Genomic DNA, 22493 nt, shown 5'->3' with positions numbered 1-22493 from the left:
GGATATCCTGAGTGATCCGAGTCTTGCCTCTTCCTCCACTGCTGCTGGCGGGTACTGTCTCCATGCTCAATCCCAAGGCGTTGACGGCGCTGAATGAAATCATCCGCCGGGGCTCACTGCGGCGAGCGGCACGGCATCTGAATCTTGACCCTTCCGCGGTCAGCCGCCAGATCAAGCAGCTGGAAGAAGAGGTGGGTGTCGCGCTGTGCGAGCGCTGCGAGACGGGCATGCGTGCGACCCAGGCCGGGGTGTTGCTGCTGGATCACTTTCATCGTCAGCAGGCGGCGGAGGCGGCAGCGCTCTCGCAGTTGAGCGCCTTGCAGGGGCTGCGCAGCGGTGAGGTGCGAATTGCGGTGGGCGAGGGCTTCATCGCTGACCTGATCTCGCTGCCCTTGCAGAGCTTCATGGCACGTCATCCCGGCATCGAGGTCGTGGTGCGCATGGCCGGAGTGAATGAGGCGACTGAGCTGCTGCGCGACTTCGAGGTGGATATTGCGCTGCTCTACGCCCCGCCTGTCGATCCGATTCTTTGTTGTCATGTGGAGACCTGCCAGCCGCTGGATCTGATCGTGCCGGCGAAGCATCCGCTACTCGAGATCGCAGAGCCGTTGACGCTTTCGCAGGTAGCGCAGTGGCCGCTGGCGCTGATCGATGAATGCACCGGCATGCGTCAGATGGTCAATCAGGCGGCGCAGCAGGAGCGCGTTTCGCTGCGTGCGCAATTACGCACCAATTCCGTGTCGGTGCTCAAGAATTTCGTGCGTTCGGGGATCGGCGTGACCTTCATGCCGGAGTTGAGCGTGGTGGAGGAGCTGCGGCGCGGCGATATCTGCCTGTTGCCGATGCAGCACCCCGCACTGGCGACGACCCGTGCGCAGATCTGTACGCGGCGTGGGCGGGAGATGACGGTGGCCGTCGAGGCCTGCCTTGCCCACCTGCAGAAAGGGTTGCGGTTCTTCACCGCAGACGCGCCACGTCTGCTTGGCATGTGACGTCCGCTGCATCCAGTGCTTGCGCATCCTCGTATAGGGGCAGGGCAGGGTGACAACTCACGATAACCCTTCCTGATGCAAGGACTTCCTCCGATGCTGAGCCCCCTCAAGAAAGCACTGGCGCTGGCAGCGCTTCTTTTCAGTCTGCAGGCCCAGGCCTATGAGATAGAATCTCTCGGAGATGGGCTCTATCGCTTCATCGATGATCGCCACCGCTCCGTGTTCATGATTACCGATCAGGGCGCGCTGGTGACGGACCCGATGAATCACGCTGCGGCGAGCTGGTTGAACAACGAGATCAAGGAACGCTTCGACACTCCGGTTCGCTATGTGGTGTATAGCCACAACCACAGTGATCACATCTATGGCGGCGAGGTCTTCGACACCCCGGAGACCATCTTCATCGCGCACCGGCTGGCAGCTCAGGATTTCGCCAATACCCGGGCGCAGGCCGTGCCGCCGGATCTCGTCTTCGATGATGAAATGACCTTGCGACTGGGCGGCAAGGAAGTCCAGCTGCGCTATCACGGACCGAATGACGGGCGCGGGTCGATCAGCATGTACTTCAAGGACCACGCCACGATATTCGTGGTGGACTGGATCGTCATCGGACGCATGCCGTGGCAGAAGCTCTGGAGCTACGATATCCAGGGCATGATCAACTCGACGCGTGAAGTGCTGAAATACGACTTCGATACCTTCGTTGGCGGGCATGCCGAGATCGGTGATCATGCCGATGTCGAACGCTATCTGACGTATCTGGAGTCACTATATTCCCAGGTGACGGACGGCATTCTCGTCGGCAAGTCACTTGAGAAGATCCAGCAGGAAGTCGATCTCTCCGAGTACAGTGATCTGGCCCAATATGAGGAGTGGGTCGGCCTCAATATCGAAGGCGTGCATGAGCGCCTGATGGAAGAGTCCGGTATGGGTTGGCGCAGTGATCTCAAGGGGGTGCATGCCCACTGACGATGTAGCGCCTCGTCAAGCCCTGCTTCGATCAGCACAGCCTCGCCGTGTCATTGAAATGGCCCCGAAAACTCCGGTTTGCGGGGCCATCCTGGTCTTTGGGTGCGTCAGGTCTGTGGGAACGCCAAGCCAGATTTGGGCTTGTCTGGTCCAGTAGGTGTGGACGAAAAAACAACACCTGCATGATTGATTAGTCTACAGCGACAACGCTACTTTCGACGTGTGGGAGCAACGCTCGATATTTGGCTGGCCACAGTGCCATACCCCCGGGACGGCGTTTCTCCCGCTGCATACCACCGATATTTACAAAAACAAAAGGGAATCCACATGTCCTTGTCCAAGACATCTCTGCTGCGCAAGACGCTTACCGGTTCCACTCTGGCGCTCAGCCTGCTGGCGGCCAGCGTGCAGGCCCAGACCATCAATCTCAGCTATAACGGCGCACCGGATGCCGACAAGAATGCCGTGCACGTTTTTGCCAGCAACCTGAAGACGCTGGTGGAAGAGAAGACCGATGGTGAGCTGGAGCTCAAGCTCTACCCCAACAGCATGTTGGGAGAGGAGCAGGAACGTATGGAGCAGGTCATCAGCGCACCGAGCCTGAACATCGCCTCCTTCGCGGGCATGGCTCCCATCGTGCCGGAAGTCTATGTCAGCGCCACGCCGTTCATGTTCGACGGCTTTGATGAGGCGCGTCGTTTCTTCGATGAAGGTCAGTACTGGCAGCAGGTGCAGCAACTGTTCAGTGAGCGCACCAACGGCGCCGAGATTCTGGCCGTCGTGGAGGAGGGGGGCTTTCTGGCCTTTACCAACGACAAGCGTCCGATCACCAGCCCCGATGACTTCGAGGGGCTTCGCTTCCGCGCCATGGACCCGAGTCAGGTAGCGCTCTATGAGGCCTTCGGCGCCTCGGGTACGCCGATTCCGTGGACGGAAGTCTACATGGCGCTGCGCACCGGGGCGGCGGATGGTCAGATGAACCCGCCTATGTACATCCTGCTGGGCAGTCTGCAGGAAGTGCAGAAGTACCTGACGCTGGCCAACATCCAATACTCGGATCAGTTCCTGGTCGCCAATGGTCAGCTGCTCGAGAGCCTGTCTGACGAAGAGCGCACCGCACTGCTCGATTCAGTCAAGGAAGCCAATGCCCAGGCCCGTCAGGACAACCAGAGCCAGGTCGAGTCACGCATCGCCTTGCTTGAAGAGCAGGGCATGGAAGTGATCCGCCCGAGCGAGGCAGACCTCGAGGCATTTCGCAGCAAGGGCCAGCCTGCCTACCTCGAGTGGCTCAAGAGTCAGGACATCGCACCAGAGCTGATCGATACCGCGATGAAGGATGCCGGTCTCTCTTCATGAGGGGCATGTGAGGCGCGCGGTTTCCACAGCGCTCAAGTGCCCAGGCGTGACTCGACGTCAACGCCTCTCGACGTCAGCGCCTCTCGACGTGAGAGAGCCCTGGGCCTGATGAGCTGATGGTGCAGTCCCCCCGATGCCCGGGCAATGTCGTCCGGGCATCGGGGCTCTGATTCTCCCTCCATTCTGGTGGATTGCGGTAAATGACTTCCATGACTCCTTCACGACTGTCTTCCTTCAGGGAAGGCCTGCTGCATGCCTGTGGCCGCGTGACGCTGGCGATTGCGGCGATGCTGCTGGCTTCCACGGTGCTGATCATGCTCTACGGCGTGGTGATGCGCTATGTACTGGGCGGCGCGCCCATCTGGGTCGATGAGCTGACCCGCTATCTCATCATCGCCAGTGTCATGCTGGCGATCGGCGTCGTCTGGGCAGAAGGGGCACACATGCGCGTGGCGCTGCTGGAACGGCGTCTGCCTCCGCGCATGGCCAGGGGGCTGATCCATTACCAATGGTGGCTGACGCTCGTATTGATGGCCGGCGCGACCTGGATGACCTGGCACTACGCCATGTCGGCGAGCATGTTCCGCACCATGGGGCTGGGCATCAGCCGCAGCGTGCCGATGCTGTCGATGCCGATCGGTTTCGCGTTGATCACGGCCCAGGTGCTGTTGCATGGCCCACGGCCGCTGAGATCCCAGACACTGGAGATCGCACCGGACGAGGAGCTCGCCGACCTTCCGGCGCATGATGACAAGACAGGAGGGCCGCGCACATGATCTGGGCAATGCTGGCCATCTTCGTGGTGCACGTCCTGCTGGGCCTGCCGCTGTTTCTCTCCCTGCTCGCCACCGCCGTGACCGGCTTTCTGTTCATCGATATCTCGATGCTGGAACGTCTCGGACCACAGCAGTTCTTCGGTGGCATCAATGCCTTCTCGCTGATGGCGATTCCGCTGTTCATCCTTGCCGGCAACCTGATGAACATCAGTGGTCTGACCGAGCGCCTGATGCGCCTGGCGCGGCTGATGGTCGGGCATCTGCGCGGTGGCATGGGCCACGTGAACGTCGTCTCCAGCGTCTTCTTCGCCGGCGTCAATGGCTCGGCGGTCGCCGATACCTCCGCGCTCGGCTCGCTGCTGGTGCCCGCCATGCGCAAGGAAGGCTATTCGACGTCCTTCGCCGCAGGCCTGACCGCAGGCAGCTCGTTGATCGGCCCGATCATTCCACCCAGCATCTTCATGATCCTCTACGCCTCGCTGACCAATACCTCCGTGGGCAGCCTGTTCCTGGCCGGTGTCGTGCCCGGACTGGTATTGGCGGTGGCGTTCATGGCGATGAATGCCTGGTATGCCCGTCGGCATGGCCTGCAGGCGCGCGGTCAGGCACCGGCACGCAGTGAAGTGATCTCGGCAATCATCGGCGCGCTGCCGGCACTGGTCGCGCCGGTGATCATCGTCTCCGGTATCGTGCTGGGCATCGTGACCCCGACGGAATCCGGCGCCTTGATCGTCGCTTACGTTCTGCTCTGCGGGTTGTGTCAGGGGCCGCTCAAGCTTGTCGAGGTATGGGGTGCCATCAAGGATACCGCGCGTCTGACCAGTGCCATCTTCGTGATCATGGCGGTGTCGTCCATCGTCAGCTGGCTGCTGTCCTATGCCCAGGTGCCCAATCAGTTCGTGGCCTTGCTGACGCCCTACATCGACAGCCCGATCCTGATCCTGTTGCTGCTCAGTGCCATCACCTTCGTCACCGGCATGTTCATGGAAGAGGTCTCGGCGCTGATGCTGCTGACACCGATCTTCGTGCCCGTGGCCATGGCCGCCGGCATCGACCCCGTGCATCTGGGTGTCATCATCACGCTCAATATCACCATCGCGCTGATCACGCCGCCGATGGGGGCTTGCGTCTTCGTGGCCGCCGCGGTCAGCAAGCTCGAGATCACCTCACTGTTTCGCACCATCTGGCCCTTCGTGCTGGTGGCGGTCGCGGTACTGCTGATGCTGATCGTCTTCCCGCCCTTAACTCTGTGGTTGCCGACCCTGTCTGGATAACACCTCATGACGTCATCACTGACTTTTACGCCTCCTGCCATCCCGAGTCATGACGAGCCGGATTGGTCGCAGGTGACCTGCATTCCTGTGAAGGGCTGTGACAGTCCTCTGGTGCCGACCAGCCTCGGGCCGTCATGCCTGAAGGTCTATCCCGCCTACGCACGCCTCGGCATTCCCGGGGCGGTCAATGAATGTCTGGTGCGGCGTGCGGTGTATCAGCGCCTGCTGCAGGCCGCACGCGCCCTGCCGGAAGGGCTGTCGCTGGTGGTGATGGATGGCTGGCGACCCTGGCGGGTACAGCAGTATCTGTTCGAGACGCTGTATCAGTCGCTCAAGACGCATGACCCCTCGCTTTGCGAGGCCCAGCTGCTGGCGCGTACGCGGGAATTCGTCTCCTTGCCCAGTCGTGATCCTGACGCGCCGAGCCCGCACCTCACCGGCGGTGCCGTGGATGTCACGATCTGCGATGCCGATGGCTTGCTACTCGAGATGGGGACGCTGTTCGATGAGGCGACACCTGAATCCCACGCCGATTATTTCGAACGTCATCCGCCTGGCGCAGACACGCCCCAGGCTGCGGCACGTAACAACCGGCGGCTGCTCTATCACGTCATGACCCAAGCCGGTTTCACCAACCTGCCCAGCGAATGGTGGCACTTCGACTTCGGGGATCAGCTCTGGGCCTGGTACCGGAGCGAGCCCGAGGCACTCTTCGGTCCGGCGGAGATGGACAGCATCGAGAGTCTCTGGAAGCGGTCTCTGCAATAGCGACTCATGGCGGGTCGCACGGATTGGCCATGCACAGCGCCAGACACAAGACGCCCCGCTCGATGACCTCTCGAGCGGGGCGTCTTGTCATCCTGCGCAAGGGAAATCACGCCTCAGCTGACGATCTCGGCCTGATCGAGCATGGCGTGGAAGAGCACGTTGCAGCCGGCGTGCAGGTCCTTGGGGGCGGCATTCTCGATCTCGTTGTGGCTGATACCGCCTTCGCAGGGGACGAAGATCATGCCGGCGGGAGCGATACGGCCCATGAAGATGGCGTCGTGACCGGCACCGCTGACTATGTCGAGATGCGAGTAGCCGAGCTGGCTGGCGGCATTGCGCACCGCGTTCACGCAGTTGTCGGCGAAGTGCTCGGGGACGAAGTCGGCGGTAGGGGTGAGCTCGAAGGCCAGACGGTGACGTTGGCTGACGGCTTCGACGACTTCCTTGAGTTCGGCGACCATCGCGGTGAGGGAGTCGGGCTCCAGCGAGCGCAGGTCGATGGTCATGTTGACCTGACCCGGGATGACGTTGCGAGAGCCCGGATGGACCTGCATCACGCCCACGGTGCCGCGACCGTGCGGTGCATGCTCGATGGCGATGCGATTGACGGCGACGGTGATCTCGGCCGCGCCGAGCATGGCGTCCTGGCGCAGCGACATGGGCGTGGGGCCCGCATGGGCTTCCTGGCCGGTCAGCGACAGATCGAACCAGCGTTGGCCCAGCGCACCCATCACCACGCCGATGGTGGTCTCTTCATCTTCCAGGATCGGGCCCTGCTCGATATGGCTCTCGAAGAAGGCGCGCACGTTCTCGCGGGGGATCTCATCGCTGCCCCGATAGCCGATGGCATCCAGCGCTTCGCCGGCGGTCACGCCATCCGTGTCCTTCTGAGCCAGCATCTCGTGCAATGACAACTGGCCGGTATGCACACCGGACCCCATCATGCAGGGCGCAAAGCGACAGCCTTCCTCGTTGGTCCAGACCACCACCTCCACCGGGCAGCGGGTCTTGATGTCGTGCTGGTTGAGGCTGCGCAGCACTTCCAGTCCCGCCATCACCCCGAAGCAGCCATCGAACTTGCCGCCCGTGGGCTGGGTATCGATGTGGCTGCCGGTCATCACCGCCGGGGCGTCCGGATCGGTGCCGGCGCGGCGCGCAAAGATGTTGCCGATGGCATCGATACGGATCGTGCAGCCTTCGGCCTTGCACCATTGAATGAAGAGGTCGCGCGCCTGGCGGTCCAGTTCGGTCAACGCCTGGCGGTTGACGCCGCCCTTGGGCGTGGCGCCCAGCTCGGCCAGGGTCATCAGGGATTGCCACAGGCGATCACTGTCGGTGCGCAGCTCGCTCAGGGTGCTGACGGGGGAGGTATCCATCTGGGCAGTGGTCATCGATTTCCTTCCTCTCGTGAATATTGTTCTTGTGATGTGTCGTGCGGTTTCAGGCTCTGCTGTCGGCCATCAGCTGCGCCGGAGTGACGAGCAGCTGGTCGGCCATTTCCACCTCAAGGGCCGTCATATGGTGCTCGGCATCCTGCATGTGCTCCGTCATGAGCTGACGGACCTGTTCGTGATCCTGCTGGCGGAACGCCGTGATCAGGCCGGTGTGGTAATGCTGATTGGCGGCATCGAACTGCTTGCGCTCCGGGAGATAGGCCTTCTTGATGACGACAAGCTCGTGCAGCATGTCGTTGAGGAACTGGCACATGAAGCTGAGCAGCGGGTTGGGACAGGCGCGCGCCAGTACCTGATGGAACTCGATTTCCAGAAAACGCTGGCGACGCTGGTCCTCGCCCTGTGGCTGATGGCAACTGCAGTCACTGACATTGTGCTCGAGCGCGACCAGATCCTCTTCGCTGAGCAGGCCCACCACCGATACCGCCATCTCGACTTCCAGCAGCCGGCGCAGCTGATAGACCTGGGCGCCATTGAGCGTCTTGAAGTGCAGGAAGCTTCTCAGCATGCGACTGGCGGGCTCCATGCTCGGCGCATTCAGCACGGCGCCGCCATTGGGGCCCGTCTTCAGCGTGATCAAGCCTTCGACTTCCAGAATCTTGAGGGCTTCACGCAGCGTGCCCTTGGCGCAGCCGTACTGGGCCATCAGCGCCTTCTCGTTGGGTAGCCGGTCACCTTCGCTCAACCCGTCACGCACGATGCTGCGCCTCAGGTCATCGCTGATCAGCTCGGCCAGTTTCTGGCGTTTGGGAGCGCCAGAGCCATTGCTGGTGCGTGACGTGATCAGTGGTGGAGGCGATGTCGGCATGCGATGTCCTGAGCGGAGGCGAGTCATTCATATTTATTCGTATAAATAAGCTTTAGTCGCGGACTCGAGCGCTGTCAAACCCGCAATGCGCACGTGAGCGTCGCGAATTCGATCAAGGGCATGACGCGTCGCATCAAAGGCTGCGCATTGGCGAAGTTCCGGGTGGCAGTCTTGAAAAGCGCCTGGTCTGACATAAGGTTTCTCTATTCGACCCCGCGAAAGGAGGCCCTATGGAAACGCATGATTCTCAGCGAACGCGTGACGCCGATATCGTTATCGTCGGTGGCGGTGCCGGCGGACTGGAACTGGCGGTTCGCCTGGCCAAGGCAGGCCACAAGGACGTGTTGCTGATCGATCGCGACACCAGTCACGTGTGGAAGCCGCGCCTGCATGAGATCGCGGCGGGCCTCGGACGGCGCCAGGTCGATGAGTTGGGGTATGCCGGTCTGGCGGAGCAGTGGGGATTTCGCTTCGAGTGCGGCGCCCTCGAAGGCGTGGACCCTGAACAACGCCAGATCACCCTTGCGGCGATACCGGGCAGGGAAGATGACGCGACCGCCGAGGTGCCGGTCCGCGTCAGAGGTTATCGCCAGCTGGTACTGGCCTTGGGAGGGGTGACACCTGACATGGGCGTCGAGGGCGTGCTGAAGCATGCCTGTCTGCTTGACTCGCCCGAAGACGCCGAACGTATTGCCGAGCGCTTCTCGCGTGGCTTGCTGGCCAACCATGTGGCAAGGGAAACAGCATCGACAGGGGATTCAAGCGCGTCAGCCCCCCAGGATGGTGCCAAGGATGGTGCTCAAGAGTCTCCGGGGCGGCCGTATCAGGTGGTGATCGTCGGCTCGGGTGCCACCGGTGTCGAGCTCGCCGCCTATCTGCATGAGGCGCGTGGCAGACATGATGCGCCTGCGCCGAAGGACTCGCGGGTCGAGATCACGATCCTCGAGGCCACCGAGACCTTCATGCCGGGGGTCTCCGAGGAACTGCGCGAGGCGATCCATCAGCGACTCGAGGCACAGGGCATCAATATCGAACTGTCTCGTCAGGTCGCCAAGGTATCACCCGGCAGCGTCGAGATCAGCGAAGGTGACGAGTCCGTGACTCGCGAGGCAGACCTGGTGGTCTGGGCGGCGGGGCGTGTGGGGCCTGCCATCGTCGAGGAGGTCGAAGGACTGGCCAGCAACAAGAAGCGTCAATGGAAGGTGACGCCCGGACTGCAATGCCTTGAGCAGGAAGCCATCTACGCGCTGGGCGACTGTGCCTGCATCGATGAGGCACCCTTGCCACCCACGGCACAGGTGGCCAGCGAACAGGCCGAGTTCCTGGCGGAAGAACTGCCGCGTCGCCAGCAGGGCGAGGCGGCTCAGGTCTTCGAGTTCAAGGATCGCGGCACGCTGTTGTCGCTGGCCAGGGCGGGCAGCGTCGGTGAGCTCGGTGGCAAGCTCAGCGCCAAGCTGAGTAACGCACAAGGCAACGATGGGCATGAGGATCTGCAGGTGAGAGGGCGCTTTGCACGCGCGGCCTACCAAGGACTGCAGCGTCAGCATCAGTTCCTGCTGCTGGGGCCCCTCAAGGGCTCAGCCGAGGTGGTCAGTGATGTGTTGCGCCACGCCATGGGGCCGCGACTCAAGGTGCATTGAGGCAAGCCGGTGCGCTGGCCCGAGAGGGCAGCGTGCACAGGATGACAGGCCGACATGTGCCGTGGTTGATTCCACCGGCGCATGTCGGCCGTCGTCGTCATCAAAGGCTCGTGTTTCTCACGAGCTTCTGGTCTGTGAACTGGCCACCGGATAGGTGCCGGGCCTGAGAATTCGCGTGTCCACGTCGTGGATATCCCGCAGTCCGCACAGGGCCAGCGTCGTGTCGAGCTCCTTGTGGATGATCTCCAGGGTCTTCGTCACGCCTTGCTCGCCCATGGCGCCGAGTCCATACAGGAAGGCGCGTCCCAGATAGACGCCCTTGGCGCCCATCGCCACCGCCTTGAGCACATCCTGGCCAGAGCGAATCCCGCCATCCATGTGGACCTCTGTCCTGTCGCCGACCGCCGCGAGAATGTCCGGCAGAGCGGAGATGGAGGAGGCCGCACCATCGAGCTGACGTCCACCGTGGTTGGAGACGATCACGGCATCGGCGCCTGCCTGAACGGCCATCTCGGCATCCTCCGGCTCCATGATGCCCTTGATGATCAACTTGCCGCCCCAGCGATCCTTGATCCATTTGATGTCATCCCAGCTCAGGCTGGGGTCGAACTGACTGGCGGTCCATTTCGACAGGGAGCTGAGGTTGTCGGCGTCCTTCACGTGACCGGCGATGTTGCCGAAGCTGTGGCGCTTCGTCTTCAGCATGCCGGCGCACCAGCGCCACTTGGTCGCCAGGTTTAGCGCGGTGGCCACGGTGGGGCGAGGAGGGACGCTCAGGCCATTGATCAGGTCCTTGTGGCGCTGGCCGATGATCTGCAGGTCAGCGGTGAGCACCAGCGCGGAACATTCCGCCGCCTTGGCGCGATCGATCAGCCGCCCGATGTAATCCTTGTCGCGCATCACGTAGAGCTGGAACCAGAAGGGGCGTGTGCTGACGGATGCGACATCCTCGATGGAGCAGATGCTCATGGTCGAGAGCGTGAAGGGCACGCCGAAGTCACTCGCCGCGCGCGCGGCCAGCATCTCGCCATCGGCATGCTGCATGCCGGTGAGGCCAGTGGGCGCGATCGCCACCGGCATGGCCACATCCTCTCCCAGCATCTGCGTGCGCAGGGTGCGATTGTCCATGTCGACCATCACCCGTTGACGCAGTCCGATGGCGGCAAAATCAGCCTCGTTGGCGCGATAGGTGGTTTCCGTCCATGAGCCGGAGTCGGCATAGTCGTAGAACATCTTCGGCACACGGCGTTTCGCCAGGCGTTGCAGATCATTGATGCAGGTGATGGTCATGCAGAACTCCATCCAAGGAGAGAAGGCGGATCGTTTGAGGTTCAGGGACATCGCCAAGGGGATGCTGGGCTTATTGTCTCCGATGGATGGGGGGTTCACCATTGGCGATACGTCTATCTGTCGAGGACGCCTGTGCCATAGCATCATCCTGATTCCGTGAAGCCAGCGCCGACACTTCCCCTATCACCGCCAGCGAGCATTTTCTGACCGCCGATTCCGTCTCAACCGCTGAACGCATACCGGGGAGGACCAACCATGGCGACGCTGACCGACGAGAGCAGCCCATTTTGACAGGCATTTCTACCCGCCGGGCACGCTGATACTGGCTGCCGATGACCGTCAGCTCTCTGCGTGGTGCCTTTGTCCGACAGACGATCAGCATGGCGTGCCTCGGGGATAGCGCAGGCGGCTTCGCAAGGTGTTCAACACCGTCATGCGTCCGATGTCCTGCCCGAAGTCGAGGATGATCTGCCGCGCCTTGTGAATCACGAGCGCCGCACGATGCACCAGCTCTTGTAGCACGGTGCGGATCCGGCGCCGCTTGGCGGGATGGCGCACCGGGCTCAGCTCGCCGGTCATGCCCAGCTGCCCCATCAGCCGCAGGATGTTGTAGGCCAGCTGGGCGAGGTGCAGGATCAGATCGTTGGTGGCGAACTTGCCCGACGGCAGCCGCTCCAGGTCGAGATCGGTCTTGATCTCACTGTGGAATTGCTCGTGGGTGGCATGCGCCTGGTAGCGTTTGATCACCGCCTCCGGCGCCTCGTCCAGGCTGGTCCACCAGCCTTCCAACTCATAGTCCGGTTCGAGCAGCAACTGGCCATCGCGATCGGCGGTGCGCTCTACCAGGCGCATCACGCGTTGGACGACGTATTCGGTCTTGTTGTCGTCGTGGATCGAGACGGTCTGCGTCCACAGCGCCTGGCGCTTGCCAGGACGCAGCTCTTCCCAGTAGTCCGCTGCCACAGCCAACCAGGTATCCTGATCCGCCGTGGCCGAGCCGCGCGGGTTCCATTTGACGACATAGTCGAGCCGGCGCCCCTCGTCGGCAAAGACCTGGCGCTGCTGTTCGAGAAGCGCCAGGTGCGCCTGGCTGTCGAAGCCGCTGTCCTCGCGTAACAGGATCGGTTGCTTGGTCAGGCCTTGGGCGCGAGGCAGTACCCGCTCCAGGAAGGCGTTGCTCTCCTTCATGGTGTGCTGCTTGCCAGGCCGCAGTTCCAGACCCAGGCACCACCCTTCGTTGCCCAGATAGGCGGCGATCGGGGTGTAGCCATCGACCTTCTGGTAGGTCCGCGAGACGCCTTCCTTCTTCGAGTTGCTGTTGTCCATGACGAAGGTGTCGATGTCCAGGCAGACGTGCGTCGTCTCGGCGGTGATCGGTGCTTCGATCAGTGACAGCAGGGTCGTGGACCAGGTGGCGGTGCGCGCCTGCAGGTCGTTGGCGGCAAGTTTCTCCGGCCGCTGTCGCAGCGTCGCCGCGCTCGGCACCTTCTGCAGGGTCAGCAGTTGTTGGAAGGGCTTGTCGCGGCGGAAGTTCTCGACAGCGTCATAGTCGCTCATGCCCAGACACAGCAGGCCCAGGTAGCTCTTGATCACGTCACTGGTGCGCATGCCCAGCGTGGTGGGGAAGCGGCTGTCGATGCTGTCGACGCCAGCGATCTCGAAGCATTGCCCGATGATGGACAGCCCGGCGTGGCTGGTGAGGGTGCGGCGACTGGCGCGGAACTTGACGTTGGGCATGGCACTGTCTGGGTGAATGGCGATATTCGCTATATTGCCATGCAGTTCAGTAGGTTAGAAGCATTTCTGGGGGCTGGTCTCACGGATTCAGGATCATGGCAATGATGCAACCAACCTGCTGCACGACGTCTGCAGACGGACACGTTGACTGCGCGGCCTGAGGTGTCAGGTAGCGCCCCCATGAAAGGTGATGGACCCATGAGATTTGCCTGTAGCGCCTCAGCCGATGGTCGGCGCCCGACAACGCCGCGCGATCCGGCCAGTCCCCAAGGCGCGGCAAGGGCAAGAGTCCTGCGTCGTGGGCGTGACGCGATGCAGGCGTCCTGTCTGTCATGGCTGATGATCAGTCCGGCTCACGCAGCGTCCGTGGTCGCTTCCGAGGCGGAGCGTGAGGGGCTTGTGGTCGCCAATCTGCAGAAAATAGAGCAGCGGGTCGGCGCGCGCCTTGGTGTGACGGTACTGGATACTGCCGATGGCAGACGTGTCAGCTGGCGGGGTGATGAGCGTTTCCCCATGAGCAGCACCTTCAAGGTGCTGGCATGCGGCAATCTGCTCTCGCGGGTGGATGCCCGCCAGGAGTCGCTGTCACGCAAGGTGGAGATTCGCCCGGCGGATCTCGTGACCTACTCCCCCGTCACTGAACGTCAGGTGGAGGGCGATGGCATGACACTGGCGGCGTTGTGCCGCGCCACCATCACCACCAGCGACAATACCGCCGGCAACCTGATTCTCGATGCCATCGGTGGGCCTGTCGGGCTGACGAATTATCTGCGGACTCTGAAGGATGACAGCACACGTCTGGATCGTCGTGAAACGGCGCTCAATGAGGCCACTCCGGGTGACCCCCGTGATACCACCACCCCCGACGCGATGGCGTCCACCCTTCAGCGGCTGCTGCTGGGGGAGGCGCTGAGCGAGGCGTCGCGTCTCACGTTGCAGGGCTGGATGCTGGCCAATACCACGGGAAGTGACAAGCTGCGTGCCGCCTTGCCGGATGACTGGCAGATCGCTGACAAGACCGGGGGCGGGGGGCATGGCACCAACAATGATATCGCCATCATCTGGCCGCCGAATCACGCCCCGTTGATCGTGGCGGTCTATCTGACCGAGAGCGAGGCCGAGCGTGCGGTGCGTGACGCCGCGATTGCCGATGTCGGGCGTCTGCTGGTCTCCGAGGTACTGGCCATCGAGGTACTGGCCATCGAAGGACCGGCCACCGAAGGTGTGGACACGCACGCTGACATTGATCGCGTGACGCGTGAGAGAACGTGCTGAAAGAGCATGCCTGAAGTAGCGCGCCTGAGAGAGCCTGCGTGAAGCCTGGGCAACTCAGCGTTGCCGGCCCTGATGCCATCCTTTACTTGTGACTCCTGCCTCTCGCCCGCATTGTGCCTGAACTGTATCCGCAATGGTTTGCCGGGGGAGATGGTACCCGCTCCCCCTGTCATGTCCGCTCATGAGCCTTGCCCAACCTGTTCCTGCACGTGTCTGGAGGATATCCATGTCCACACTGTTTTCCCCGCTGAAGCTCGGCCCGCTCACGCTGGACAATCGCATCATCATTGCACCGATGTGCCAGTACTCCGCCCAGGATGGCCGGATGCAAGCCTGGCATGACCAGCATCTCGGCAATCTGGCCCAGTCAGGTGCCGGCCTGCTGATCTTCGAGGCCAGTGCCGTCTCCCCCGAAGGGCGTATCACCCATGGCGATGTGGGGCTCTTTGACGAGGCAACGCGTGACGCGATGCAAGGTGTCGTCGAGCGTATCCGTCGTTATTCGCCGATGCCGTTGGCCGTGCAGATCGGTCACGCGGGCCGCAAGGCCTCATGCGAGAAGCCCTGGGAGGGCGGAACTGCCATTGCTCCGGGACAACCCAACGGCTGGCAGACTCTGGCACCCAGCGCGATTCCCTTCAGTGAAGGGGGGCCGCTTCCCGAGGCGATGAGCGCCGAGCAGATCGCCCAGACCATCGACGCCTTCGTGGAAGCGGCCCGGCGTGCCGTCGAGATCGGTCTCGACGGGATCGAGCTGCACGCGGCGCATGGTTATCTGCTGCATCAATTCCTGTCACCGTTGAGCAATCAGCGCGAGGACGACTATGGCGGTTCACTGGAGAATCGCATGCGGCTGACGCTTGAGGTGTTCGACGCCGTTCGCGCCGCGATTCCTGACGAGGTCATGCTGGGCATCCGGATCAGCGCGACGGACTGGGTCGAGGGCGGCTGGGATCTCGCACAGAGCATCGAACTCGCCAAGGCGCTTGACCGCCGTGGCTGCCACTATCTGCATGTCTCAAGCGGCGGGCTCAGCGAGCAGCAGCAGATTCCGGTGGAGCCCAACTATCAAGTCCCGCACGCCGAGGCCTTGAAGGCTCAGGTGGTCATGCCCGTCATCGCGGTGGGCTTGATCACCGAGCCACAGCAGGCGGAAGACCTGCTGGTGACAGAGCGTGCCGATGCCATCGCCCTGGCGCGCGGCATTCTCTATGACCCGCGCTGGCCCTGGCATGCGGCCGCCGCGCTGGGAGATACCGTCAAGGTTTCGCCCCAGTATCTGCGTTGCCAGCCGCATGGTCTGAAGTCATTGCTGGAGAATCAGCAGGACTGAAGTCCGTGAAAGGACATCGATGACTGACGCCCGCGTTCATGAGCCCTTGCTCGATGATCGCGGGCGTTCTTGTTTGCTCAATCCCCTTTGCTCAATCCCCCTGGCGGCGCGAAGCCTCGATTTGAGGGAGGAGAGTGGAGAGGCGTTTGCGCCTCTCCTTGTGGCTCAAGGCGGCGCTGCGCCAGCAGGGCGATGAAGGCTCGGGGGAGTACAGGACGGCTGGCAGTAATTATACGAGTGTGCAATAGTGGTGGAAGATCCACCGCAACCCATTCGCTGCCAGTCGTGACACAAGGAGAGCCAATGCCAAGCCAAGCCCCGATTCTGGGTGTCTACCTGAGTGAATCCCTGGACCTGGACAGCCTCTACGGTGAGGCGCTGCGCCAGCTGGGCGAGGATGTCGTGCTGCAGAACCCGCATGAGATCGAAGACCCCACGGAGGTCGCGTTCGCCATCTGCTGGCAGCCGGGAGAAGACGCCTTCGCGCCGTACCCCAATCTCATGCTTGCCATGTCGATCGCGGCGGGGGTGGATGCTCTGCTCAGTCATCCGGGGCTGTCAGATGAGGTTCAGGTGGCACGGGTACGAGATCCGCATCAGGCATTTCTGATGGCCGGGTTTGCCGCGCATGAAGTGCTGCATCAAGAGCGCGAGTTTGCCGTCATGGCAGACAATGCCACGCGCCGTGAGTGGCAGCCCTTGCCGATGCGTGCGCCCGAGAAGGCGCAGGTGGCGGTGCTGGGCCACGGCAGCATGGGGCGCGCGGTGGTCACTTCGCTGTCGGCACTGGGATTCTCGGTGACGGTCGCCTGTCGCAGTGAACCTGTCGCAGCAGTGCAAGGCGTGTGCTATCTGACGGGCAACAATGCGGTGATGGCCGCGGCTCAGGGGGCGGATTACCTGATCAACATCCTGCCGCTGACTCCGGTCACCGAGAATGTGCTGAATGCGACCCTGTTCGCCCAGCTGCGGCCGGGGGCCTGGCTTGTGCAGATCGGCCGCGGCGAGCACCTGGTGGAAGCCGATCTCGATGCGGCACTGGCGTCCGCTCAGCTGGCGGGCGCGACGCTGGACGTCTTCCGCGAGGAGCCATTGGCGCCCAATCATCGCTGGTGGCAAGACGCGCGCCTGCGCATCACGCCGCATGTCGCCAGTGACTCGCTCCCCGAGGTGGTCGCCGAGCAGGTGGTGGCCACGGCGCGCGAGTTGCGCGATGGCCTGCCGCTCACGTTGGGCGTGGATCGCCAGCGCGGCTATTGAGGCCCTGGTCTATTGAGGACCTTGGCTATTGTGGCCCCCGGCTATTGAGGACCGGAAGGTGGAGGCGTCAAGGCTTTTCAGGGCTCTGCGGAGCCTTTCTCGACCCCAGACAGCGACATCTTGATCACAGGAGACAGCGACATGCAGGCATCGACCATGAGTGACGCGGAATGGCAGGCACGCCTTGATCTGGCAGCCTGCTATCGGTTGGCGGCGCACTACCGCATGACCGACCTGATCTATACCCACATCACGGCGCGAGTGCCGGGTGAGGAAGGGCACTTCCTGATCAATCCCTATGGTTGGCGCTGGGAGGAGATCACCGCATCCTCGCTGGTCAAGATCGACGTCAACGGCGAGAAGGTCGATGACAGCGCCGCGCGGGTCAATCCAGCCGGTTTCACCATTCACTCGGCGATTCATGCGGCAAGCCACTCTGCCAGCTGGATCATGCATACCCATACGCGCGCCGGCGTGGCGGTATCGAGCCTGGAAGAAGGACTGCTGCCGCTGAATCAGATCGCCCTGCAGTTCCATGGTCGCGTCTCCTACCACGACTACGAAGGCATCGCGCTGGATCTGGATGAGCGCGAACGCATCGTGGCAAGCCTTGGCGAGAATCCGGCGCTGATCCTGCGCAATCATGGCCTGCTGACCACCGGTGCCTCTGCTGCCGAGATGTTCAACAACATGTTCTACCTCGAGCGCAGCTGCGAGATTCAGGTCGCGACCCTGTCCATGGGCCAGCCGGTGCGCCGTCTCTCGCCCGAGATCTGTGCGCATGTGGTCGACCAGTACGACATGGCCATCCATGAGGATGGCGATCTGGTACTGGAATGGGATTCCCACCTGCGTCTGCTGGAGAGCCTTGGCAGTGACTATCGTCGATAAGCCTTCCCTCGATGCGTGGCCGCTGTCACGTGAGAGTGAGGCAAGTGCGGCAATCCCGGCGTTGAGTGAAGGAGAGGGGCCCAGATGAGTCGCAAGGTGTTTCAGCGTCTTTCCCAGGATCAGCGTCGTCGCGACCTGCTGGAAGCCACGCTGAGCTGTGTCGCGCAGCATGGTCTGGCCGGCGCCAGCGTGCGCCGCGTGGCGGAGGCGGCCGGTGTCTCACCCGGGCTGATTCGCCACCACTTCGGCACCAAGGATGACATGGTGCGGGCCGCCTATGCCTACATGATGGGCCAGCTGACCTCTGATATCGCCGATGCCAGCCCGGTCAGTGATGAATCCTCGGCGTGTCGTCTGGCACGCTTCATCGCGGCGAGTCTCACGCAGCCCAATCTGGCCGCCCACAAGGTCTCCCTGTGGGCGACCTTCATCGGTCGGGTACGTCACGATGCCACCTACTCGGCGGTCCATCAGGAAACCTATCGCGAGTTTCTCGATCTGCTGCGGTTACTGATCCAACCCGTTCTGAGCGCCAATGATCAGCCCGCTGATGACGCTATCTGTGAGGAGCAGGCGATCGCCCTCAATGGCCTGATCGATGGTCTGTGGCTGGAAGGTGGGCTGGAACATGGCCTCTATGCCGTCGAGCGATTGCCCGGGATCGCCATGCGAGCGGCAGAGGGCATCCTGCGCCTGCCTCACGGCACCTTGCTTGAGCATGTCGAGATGACAACAACACCCCCACCTCACAGGAGTTGAGCATGCGCTACGCCACCATCACCGAACGATTGAGCGATCTGGGCGGTGACAAATGGGCCGTCCACAGTGCCGCTCGTCAGCGAATTCTGGCGGGAGAACCGATCATCGAGCTGACCATCGGAGAACCGGATATCGCCACACACCCGGCGCTGGTCGAGCGCTGTGTCGAGGCGCTGCGCGCCGGGCGTACCCGCTACTCCGATGGCCGTGGCGAACCGGGGCTGGTCGCGGCATTGGCCGAGCGCTACTCAGCGCGCATGCCCGAGATCAGCGCAGACAACGTGCTGTGTTTCCCCGGCACTCAGACGGCGCTGTTCGCGGTGATGCTGGCGCTGGTGGAAGAAGGATGCGGCGTACTGACCGGCGACCCCTATTACGCCACCTATGAGGGCGTGATCCGGGGTGCCGGCGGTGACCTGCAGCCGGTACCGCTGCGCATGGAGCATGGCTTCGTGTTGCAGCCGGAAGATCTGGCCGCGGCCATCACGCCGCAGAGTCGCGTATTGCTGCTCAATACGCCGCACAATCCGACGGGTGCGGTGATGGACCGTGCGACGCTCGAGCGCATCGGTGAGCTGTGTCGCGAGCATGACCTGTGGATCGTCTGTGATGAGGTCTATGAAGCGCTGATCTTCGCGGGCGAATTCGTCTCGCCGCTTGAGATCGAGGCACTGCGTGAGCGCACCGTGGTGGTGTCCTCCATCTCCAAGAGCCATGCTGCCACCGGCTTTCGCAGTGGCTGGGCCATCGGCTCAGCGGAATTCTGCCGCCGGCTGTTGCCTGTCTCGGAGACCATGCTGTTCGGCAACCAGCCCTTCATCGCCGACATGACAGAGGCCGCGCTGCGCGGAGATTTCGATACTACCGAGCGTCTTCGCGAATCACTCGGGCGCCGCGCGCGTCTGGTCCATGAGGCGCTGGCGGCCATCTCGCAGCTGTCTTCCAGCCTGCCCCAGGGCGGCATGTTCCTGATGGTTGATGTCTCACGCACCGGCCTGGATGGTGAACAGTTCGCCTGGCGGCTGCTGGAACGGCAGCAGGTCGCGGTGATGCCGGGCAGTGTCTTCGGCGACTGCGGAAGGCCACTGGTACGTGTCGCCTTGACCGTGCCGGATGACACCCTGCTGGAAGCGGTGCAGCGCATGACGCTACTGTGTGATCAGCTCGAGCCCGACGCAGTGACCTCAGACGTGTCCTCAGGCGTGACCTGAGGCGCGGCCTCGGCGGTGCCGGGACTATCAAACGATTCATCAGATCAACGCAGACACGCCGCCCTCGGGCGGCGTGTCTGCGTTCACCGAAGCGTGATTCACAGCGTCATTTCCAGCCCATCTGCCAGACGCTGTCTTCCTTGAGCTCACGCCAGGCGAGGGTGTAATCCTTGCGGGTCAGTACCGCCTGCAACACGACCTCGACCACATGTTCGTCCTGCTCATCACGAATCAGGCGCGTGACGATGAAATGCCGCTCTCGATTCTTGGGAGTCACGGCGGTCCATTTGCTCTGCAACAGCTTGTCGGGATTCAGGCGATTCATGTCGGGCTCTTGAAGGTGAAGAGTGATGAGAGGCTCACGATGTCATACGGCAGGCGGGCTCTCGTTGAGCAGTTGCCAGAGTGCATCGGTCGCTGTGCTGTTGTTGTCATTGCGGCAATAGCAGGCTACCTCAAGGGGCGGCCCACCCAGATCATCCAGCAGTGAGAGCAGCCTGCCGCTCTCCAGATCATCCTCGATCAATCCATGGGGCAGCCAACCGACCCCCAGTCCGGCCATCACCAGTTCACGAATGCCCAGCGTGAAGGAGGTCTCGCAGATGATGTCGATGTCCTGGGCGCGCTGAAGATCCATCAGATAGGGCGAGGCCAGAATCTGGCCCAGAAAACTCTCCGGATCATAGGCGATCAAGGGCAGGCGTTGATCACTGCGTGGCAGGTGCAGGGGGCGACCCAGGGTATCTGGCGCACACACCGGCAGCAGGCGCTCCAGCCCCAGCGAGAGGCGATTGATGCCGCAATTTCCCTCGAAGACCGGCGCGCCCTGAAGCTCGGAGCACAGCAGCAGATCGGCCTGCCCATGATCGAACAACTGCAGGCATTCACTGCGGTCCAGCGACTTCACCTGCAGTCCGGCGTCGGGGGAGTTGTGCCGGAAATAGCGCAGCAACCGTGGCAGGTAGCTGACGGTGAGGGTGTGCTGAGTGGTGATGATCGCCTTCGGCCCCTGGCGGGCCTCGCTGCGTAGCCGGCTGCGCAGCGTATAGAGCCGCGCCAGCCATTCCCGCATTTCCTGCTCATATTCCAGCGCGTGCTCGGTGAGGATCATGCGCTGCGACTGGCGATAGACCAGCTCGACCCCCAGCCACTCCTCGAGCTGCCGTATTCGGCGCGAGAAGGCGGGTTGCGTCACGTTGCGTCGCTCGGCTGCCAGCGAGAAGGTCCCGGCCTTGATCAATGCGAGAAAGTCTTCGATCCATTCGATCTTCATGCGTCGCCTGAGGAGATGTCGGTTGTTGTTGGAGGTTGGCCATCATGCACCGCTTTCCCATTGTGGTGAAGCCTGCAGCGACACCTGCGGACATGGCACGACGCTGACCGGGTGTCCCATGAGAACGGGGCTTTTGGGCAATGGATATGACTGCCAGTCGGCGTTGCGGACATGTCGATCTTCTGGATATCTGAGTCGGATCAGAGGAAGCCACTGGTCATGCAGAAAAGTAACAAACTTTGAGAAACATGGCATTGGGACTGGCGAGAATCGCGGCTTACTGTTGAGAAGACCGCTCGGCGGCGTGCCGGAGTGATGTCACACATTCGACGAACGTCGTTATGAGAGTAATCCCTATGACAACAATGACTCGCCTGGAGGCTCGTATGCATCTGTCCCGTTTTCCCCGTGTTCGCCTTGGTCACCTCTCGACTCCGCTGGAGCCGATGGACAACCTGAGCAAGCTGTTGGGTGGGCCGCGTCTCTGGATCAAGCGTGATGACTGCACCGGGCTTTCCACTGGCGGCAACAAGACCCGCAAGCTGGAATTTCTGATGGCGGATGCGCTGGAGCAGGGCGCCGATACCATCATCACCCAGGGCGCAACCCAGTCCAACCACGCGCGTCAGACCGCTGCCGCTGCCTGCAAGCTGGGCCTTGAGTGCCACATCCTGCTGGAAGACCGTACCGGCAGCGACGACCGCAGCTACAACTACAACGGCAACGTCTTCCTCGACCAGCTGCATGGCGCGACGGTTGCCAAGCGTGCCGGTGGTGCCGACATGGCCGCCGAGATGGAAGCGCTGGCCGACAAGCTGATCGGCAAGGGCAAGAAGCCCTACATCATCCCGGGGGGTGGCTCCAACGAGATCGGCGCACTCGGTTACGTGAATGCCGCCCTCGAGCTGCTGTCCCAGGCCAACGACATGGGCCTCAAGATCGATCACCTCGTTCACGCCACCGGCAGCGCCGGCACCCAGGCGGGACTGGTGACGGGCCTGACCGCCTGCAACTCCGGCATTCCGGTACTCGGCATCGGTGTGCGGGCACCGAAGGACAAGCAGGAAGGCAATGTCTTCGCGCTGGCGCAGAAGACCGAAGCCAAGCTGGGCCTGTCGGATGTGGTCAAGCGTGAAGATGTCGTCGCCAACTGCGATTACGTCGGTGAAGGCTACGGCATTCCGACCGAAAGCATGGTCGAGGCCGTCACGCTGCTGGCCCAGCAGGAAGGCATCCTGCTGGACCCGGTCTACTCCGGCAAGGGCATGGCCGGTCTGATCGATCTGGTGCGCAAGGGGCATTTCAAGGAAGGCGAGAACGTGGTCTTCCTGCACACCGGTGGTGCCGTGGCCCTGTTCGGCTACCCCGATGCCTTCAACTTCGCGGATTACCAGGCCTGATAGCGTTTGCGGCCAGTGATGCGTCCC

Annotated in this window: 20 protein-coding genes; 14 read left to right on the top strand and 6 right to left on the bottom strand. The window is 62.5% G+C overall.

The annotated features are described in order from the left end of the window. The first annotated feature begins 23 nt into the window (after positions 1 to 23). From MKZ40_RS14465 to MKZ40_RS14440, 6 genes are all read left to right on the top strand, one after another. Positions 24 to 992 carry a LysR substrate-binding domain-containing protein gene (locus MKZ40_RS14465; RefSeq protein ID WP_254627162.1) on the top strand — a complete coding sequence of 323 codons (969 nt, stop codon included), beginning with the start codon at positions 24 to 26 and terminating at the stop codon, positions 990 to 992. A 93-nt stretch (positions 993 to 1085) separates the two neighbouring features. Continuing rightward, positions 1086 to 1961, top strand: coding sequence for an MBL fold metallo-hydrolase (locus tag MKZ40_RS14460; RefSeq protein WP_175090275.1), 876 nt, complete (start codon positions 1086 to 1088; stop codon positions 1959 to 1961). Positions 1962 to 2288: 327 nt separating this feature from the next. Next, positions 2289 to 3317, top strand: coding sequence for a TRAP transporter substrate-binding protein DctP (dctP, locus tag MKZ40_RS14455; protein ID WP_175090274.1), 1029 nt, complete (start codon positions 2289 to 2291; stop codon positions 3315 to 3317). Positions 3318 to 3526: 209 nt separating this feature from the next. Continuing rightward, positions 3527 to 4093: a TRAP transporter small permease gene (locus MKZ40_RS14450; RefSeq protein WP_175090273.1), complete on the top strand. Its 567-nt coding sequence runs from the start codon at positions 3527 to 3529 to the stop codon at positions 4091 to 4093. Then, on the top strand, positions 4090 to 5367 hold the full coding sequence (locus tag MKZ40_RS14445) for a TRAP transporter large permease (protein ID WP_077377007.1): 1278 nt from the start codon (positions 4090 to 4092) through the stop codon (positions 5365 to 5367). Before MKZ40_RS14450 ends, MKZ40_RS14445 begins: the two co-directional genes overlap by 4 nt. A gap of 6 nt (positions 5368 to 5373) precedes the next feature. Next, positions 5374 to 6135 (top strand): M15 family metallopeptidase, encoded by a 762-nt coding sequence (locus MKZ40_RS14440; protein ID WP_175090272.1) that lies wholly within the window; start codon positions 5374 to 5376, stop codon positions 6133 to 6135. A gap of 113 nt (positions 6136 to 6248) precedes the next feature. On the opposite strand, the gene MKZ40_RS14435 is transcribed toward MKZ40_RS14440, so the two are convergent. Together MKZ40_RS14435 and MKZ40_RS14430 are read right to left on the bottom strand one after the other, a co-directional pair. Next, a complete protein-coding gene (locus tag MKZ40_RS14435; RefSeq protein WP_254627160.1) occupies positions 6249 to 7526 on the bottom strand; it encodes a Zn-dependent hydrolase in 1278 nt (425 codons plus the stop codon). Positions 7527 to 7575: 49 nt separating this feature from the next. Beyond that, positions 7576 to 8397, bottom strand: a complete 822-nt coding sequence (locus MKZ40_RS14430; protein WP_175090271.1) for an FCD domain-containing protein — start codon at positions 8395 to 8397, stop codon at positions 7576 to 7578. 230 nt (positions 8398 to 8627) lie between these two features. Here MKZ40_RS14430 and MKZ40_RS14425 point away from each other — a divergent pair, with 230 nt between their 5' ends. Then, the gene (locus MKZ40_RS14425) at positions 8628 to 10037 is read left to right on the top strand and encodes an FAD-dependent oxidoreductase (RefSeq protein ID WP_175090270.1); all 1410 of its coding nucleotides are present in this window, start codon (positions 8628 to 8630) and stop codon (positions 10035 to 10037) included. Between the two features lie 117 nt (positions 10038 to 10154). Here the strand turns inward: MKZ40_RS14425 and MKZ40_RS14420 are convergent, their stop codons facing one another. Further along, positions 10155 to 11327, bottom strand: coding sequence for an alpha-hydroxy acid oxidase (locus tag MKZ40_RS14420; RefSeq protein ID WP_077376993.1), 1173 nt, complete (start codon positions 11325 to 11327; stop codon positions 10155 to 10157). Positions 11328 to 11702: 375 nt separating this feature from the next. After that, positions 11703 to 13064 (bottom strand): IS1380 family transposase, encoded by a 1362-nt coding sequence (locus tag MKZ40_RS14415; RefSeq protein ID WP_175090269.1) that lies wholly within the window; start codon positions 13062 to 13064, stop codon positions 11703 to 11705. Positions 13065 to 13262: 198 nt separating this feature from the next. On the opposite strand from MKZ40_RS14415, the gene bla reads away from it, so the two are divergent. The 6 genes from bla to MKZ40_RS14385 all read left to right on the top strand — a co-directional run bounded on the left by bla (position 13263) and on the right by MKZ40_RS14385 (position 19793). Beyond that, positions 13263 to 14339, top strand: coding sequence for a class A beta-lactamase (gene bla / locus MKZ40_RS14410; RefSeq protein ID WP_282627954.1), 1077 nt, complete (start codon positions 13263 to 13265; stop codon positions 14337 to 14339). A 226-nt stretch (positions 14340 to 14565) separates the two neighbouring features. Continuing rightward, on the top strand, positions 14566 to 15672 hold the full coding sequence (locus MKZ40_RS14405; RefSeq protein WP_175090268.1) for an NADH:flavin oxidoreductase/NADH oxidase: 1107 nt from the start codon (positions 14566 to 14568) through the stop codon (positions 15670 to 15672). A gap of 303 nt (positions 15673 to 15975) precedes the next feature. Further along, positions 15976 to 16932 (top strand): NAD(P)-dependent oxidoreductase, encoded by a 957-nt coding sequence (locus MKZ40_RS14400; protein ID WP_175090267.1) that lies wholly within the window; start codon positions 15976 to 15978, stop codon positions 16930 to 16932. A 141-nt stretch (positions 16933 to 17073) separates the two neighbouring features. Further along, positions 17074 to 17823 carry a class II aldolase/adducin family protein gene (locus MKZ40_RS14395; RefSeq protein WP_217485918.1) on the top strand — a complete coding sequence of 250 codons (750 nt, stop codon included), beginning with the start codon at positions 17074 to 17076 and terminating at the stop codon, positions 17821 to 17823. 84 nt (positions 17824 to 17907) lie between these two features. After that, on the top strand, positions 17908 to 18582 hold the full coding sequence (locus MKZ40_RS14390; protein ID WP_175090266.1) for a TetR family transcriptional regulator C-terminal domain-containing protein: 675 nt from the start codon (positions 17908 to 17910) through the stop codon (positions 18580 to 18582). 2 nt (positions 18583 to 18584) lie between these two features. Further along, positions 18585 to 19793 carry a pyridoxal phosphate-dependent aminotransferase gene (locus tag MKZ40_RS14385; protein ID WP_175090265.1) on the top strand — a complete coding sequence of 403 codons (1209 nt, stop codon included), beginning with the start codon at positions 18585 to 18587 and terminating at the stop codon, positions 19791 to 19793. A gap of 106 nt (positions 19794 to 19899) precedes the next feature. Here MKZ40_RS14385 and MKZ40_RS14380 read toward each other — a convergent pair whose 3' ends face one another. Together MKZ40_RS14380 and MKZ40_RS14375 are read right to left on the bottom strand one after the other, a co-directional pair. Continuing rightward, positions 19900 to 20118 carry a TIGR02450 family Trp-rich protein gene (locus MKZ40_RS14380; RefSeq protein WP_175090264.1) on the bottom strand — a complete coding sequence of 73 codons (219 nt, stop codon included), beginning with the start codon at positions 20116 to 20118 and terminating at the stop codon, positions 19900 to 19902. Positions 20119 to 20160: 42 nt separating this feature from the next. Further along, the gene (locus MKZ40_RS14375) at positions 20161 to 21066 is read right to left on the bottom strand and encodes a LysR substrate-binding domain-containing protein (RefSeq protein ID WP_175090263.1); all 906 of its coding nucleotides are present in this window, start codon (positions 21064 to 21066) and stop codon (positions 20161 to 20163) included. A 386-nt stretch (positions 21067 to 21452) separates the two neighbouring features. Between MKZ40_RS14375 and MKZ40_RS14370 the strand changes: the two genes are divergently transcribed. Beyond that, positions 21453 to 22466: a D-cysteine desulfhydrase gene (locus tag MKZ40_RS14370; RefSeq protein ID WP_077376967.1), complete on the top strand. Its 1014-nt coding sequence runs from the start codon at positions 21453 to 21455 to the stop codon at positions 22464 to 22466. Positions 22467 to 22493 lie beyond the last annotated feature (27 nt).

This window comes from Cobetia sp. BMC6, from assembly GCF_029991385.1.
GTDB lineage: Bacteria > Pseudomonadota > Gammaproteobacteria > Pseudomonadales > Halomonadaceae > Cobetia.
This window is presented reverse-complemented; position numbering and strand designations above follow the sequence as displayed.

Coding starts and splice junctions, on each gene's coding strand:
- MKZ40_RS14460 (WP_175090275.1), top strand. CDS start 1,086: ATGCTGAGCCCCCTCAAGAAAGCACTGGCGCTGGCAGCGCTTCTTTTC.
- dctP (WP_175090274.1), top strand. CDS start 2,289: ATGTCCTTGTCCAAGACATCTCTGCTGCGCAAGACGCTTACCGGTTCC.
- MKZ40_RS14450 (WP_175090273.1), top strand. CDS start 3,527: ATGACTCCTTCACGACTGTCTTCCTTCAGGGAAGGCCTGCTGCATGCC.
- MKZ40_RS14445 (WP_077377007.1), top strand. CDS start 4,090: ATGATCTGGGCAATGCTGGCCATCTTCGTGGTGCACGTCCTGCTGGGC.
- MKZ40_RS14440 (WP_175090272.1), top strand. CDS start 5,374: ATGACGTCATCACTGACTTTTACGCCTCCTGCCATCCCGAGTCATGAC.
- MKZ40_RS14435 (WP_254627160.1), bottom strand. CDS start 7,526: ATGACCACTGCCCAGATGGATACCTCCCCCGTCAGCACCCTGAGCGAG.
- MKZ40_RS14430 (WP_175090271.1), bottom strand. CDS start 8,397: ATGCCGACATCGCCTCCACCACTGATCACGTCACGCACCAGCAATGGC.
- MKZ40_RS14425 (WP_175090270.1), top strand. CDS start 8,628: ATGGAAACGCATGATTCTCAGCGAACGCGTGACGCCGATATCGTTATC.
- MKZ40_RS14420 (WP_077376993.1), bottom strand. CDS start 11,327: ATGACCATCACCTGCATCAATGATCTGCAACGCCTGGCGAAACGCCGT.
- MKZ40_RS14415 (WP_175090269.1), bottom strand. CDS start 13,064: ATGCCCAACGTCAAGTTCCGCGCCAGTCGCCGCACCCTCACCAGCCAC.
- bla (WP_282627954.1), top strand. CDS start 13,263: ATGAGATTTGCCTGTAGCGCCTCAGCCGATGGTCGGCGCCCGACAACG.
- MKZ40_RS14405 (WP_175090268.1), top strand. CDS start 14,566: ATGTCCACACTGTTTTCCCCGCTGAAGCTCGGCCCGCTCACGCTGGAC.
- MKZ40_RS14400 (WP_175090267.1), top strand. CDS start 15,976: ATGCCAAGCCAAGCCCCGATTCTGGGTGTCTACCTGAGTGAATCCCTG.
- MKZ40_RS14395 (WP_217485918.1), top strand. CDS start 17,074: ATGCAGGCATCGACCATGAGTGACGCGGAATGGCAGGCACGCCTTGAT.
- MKZ40_RS14390 (WP_175090266.1), top strand. CDS start 17,908: ATGAGTCGCAAGGTGTTTCAGCGTCTTTCCCAGGATCAGCGTCGTCGC.
- MKZ40_RS14385 (WP_175090265.1), top strand. CDS start 18,585: ATGCGCTACGCCACCATCACCGAACGATTGAGCGATCTGGGCGGTGAC.
- MKZ40_RS14380 (WP_175090264.1), bottom strand. CDS start 20,118: ATGAATCGCCTGAATCCCGACAAGCTGTTGCAGAGCAAATGGACCGCC.
- MKZ40_RS14375 (WP_175090263.1), bottom strand. CDS start 21,066: ATGAAGATCGAATGGATCGAAGACTTTCTCGCATTGATCAAGGCCGGG.
- MKZ40_RS14370 (WP_077376967.1), top strand. CDS start 21,453: ATGCATCTGTCCCGTTTTCCCCGTGTTCGCCTTGGTCACCTCTCGACT.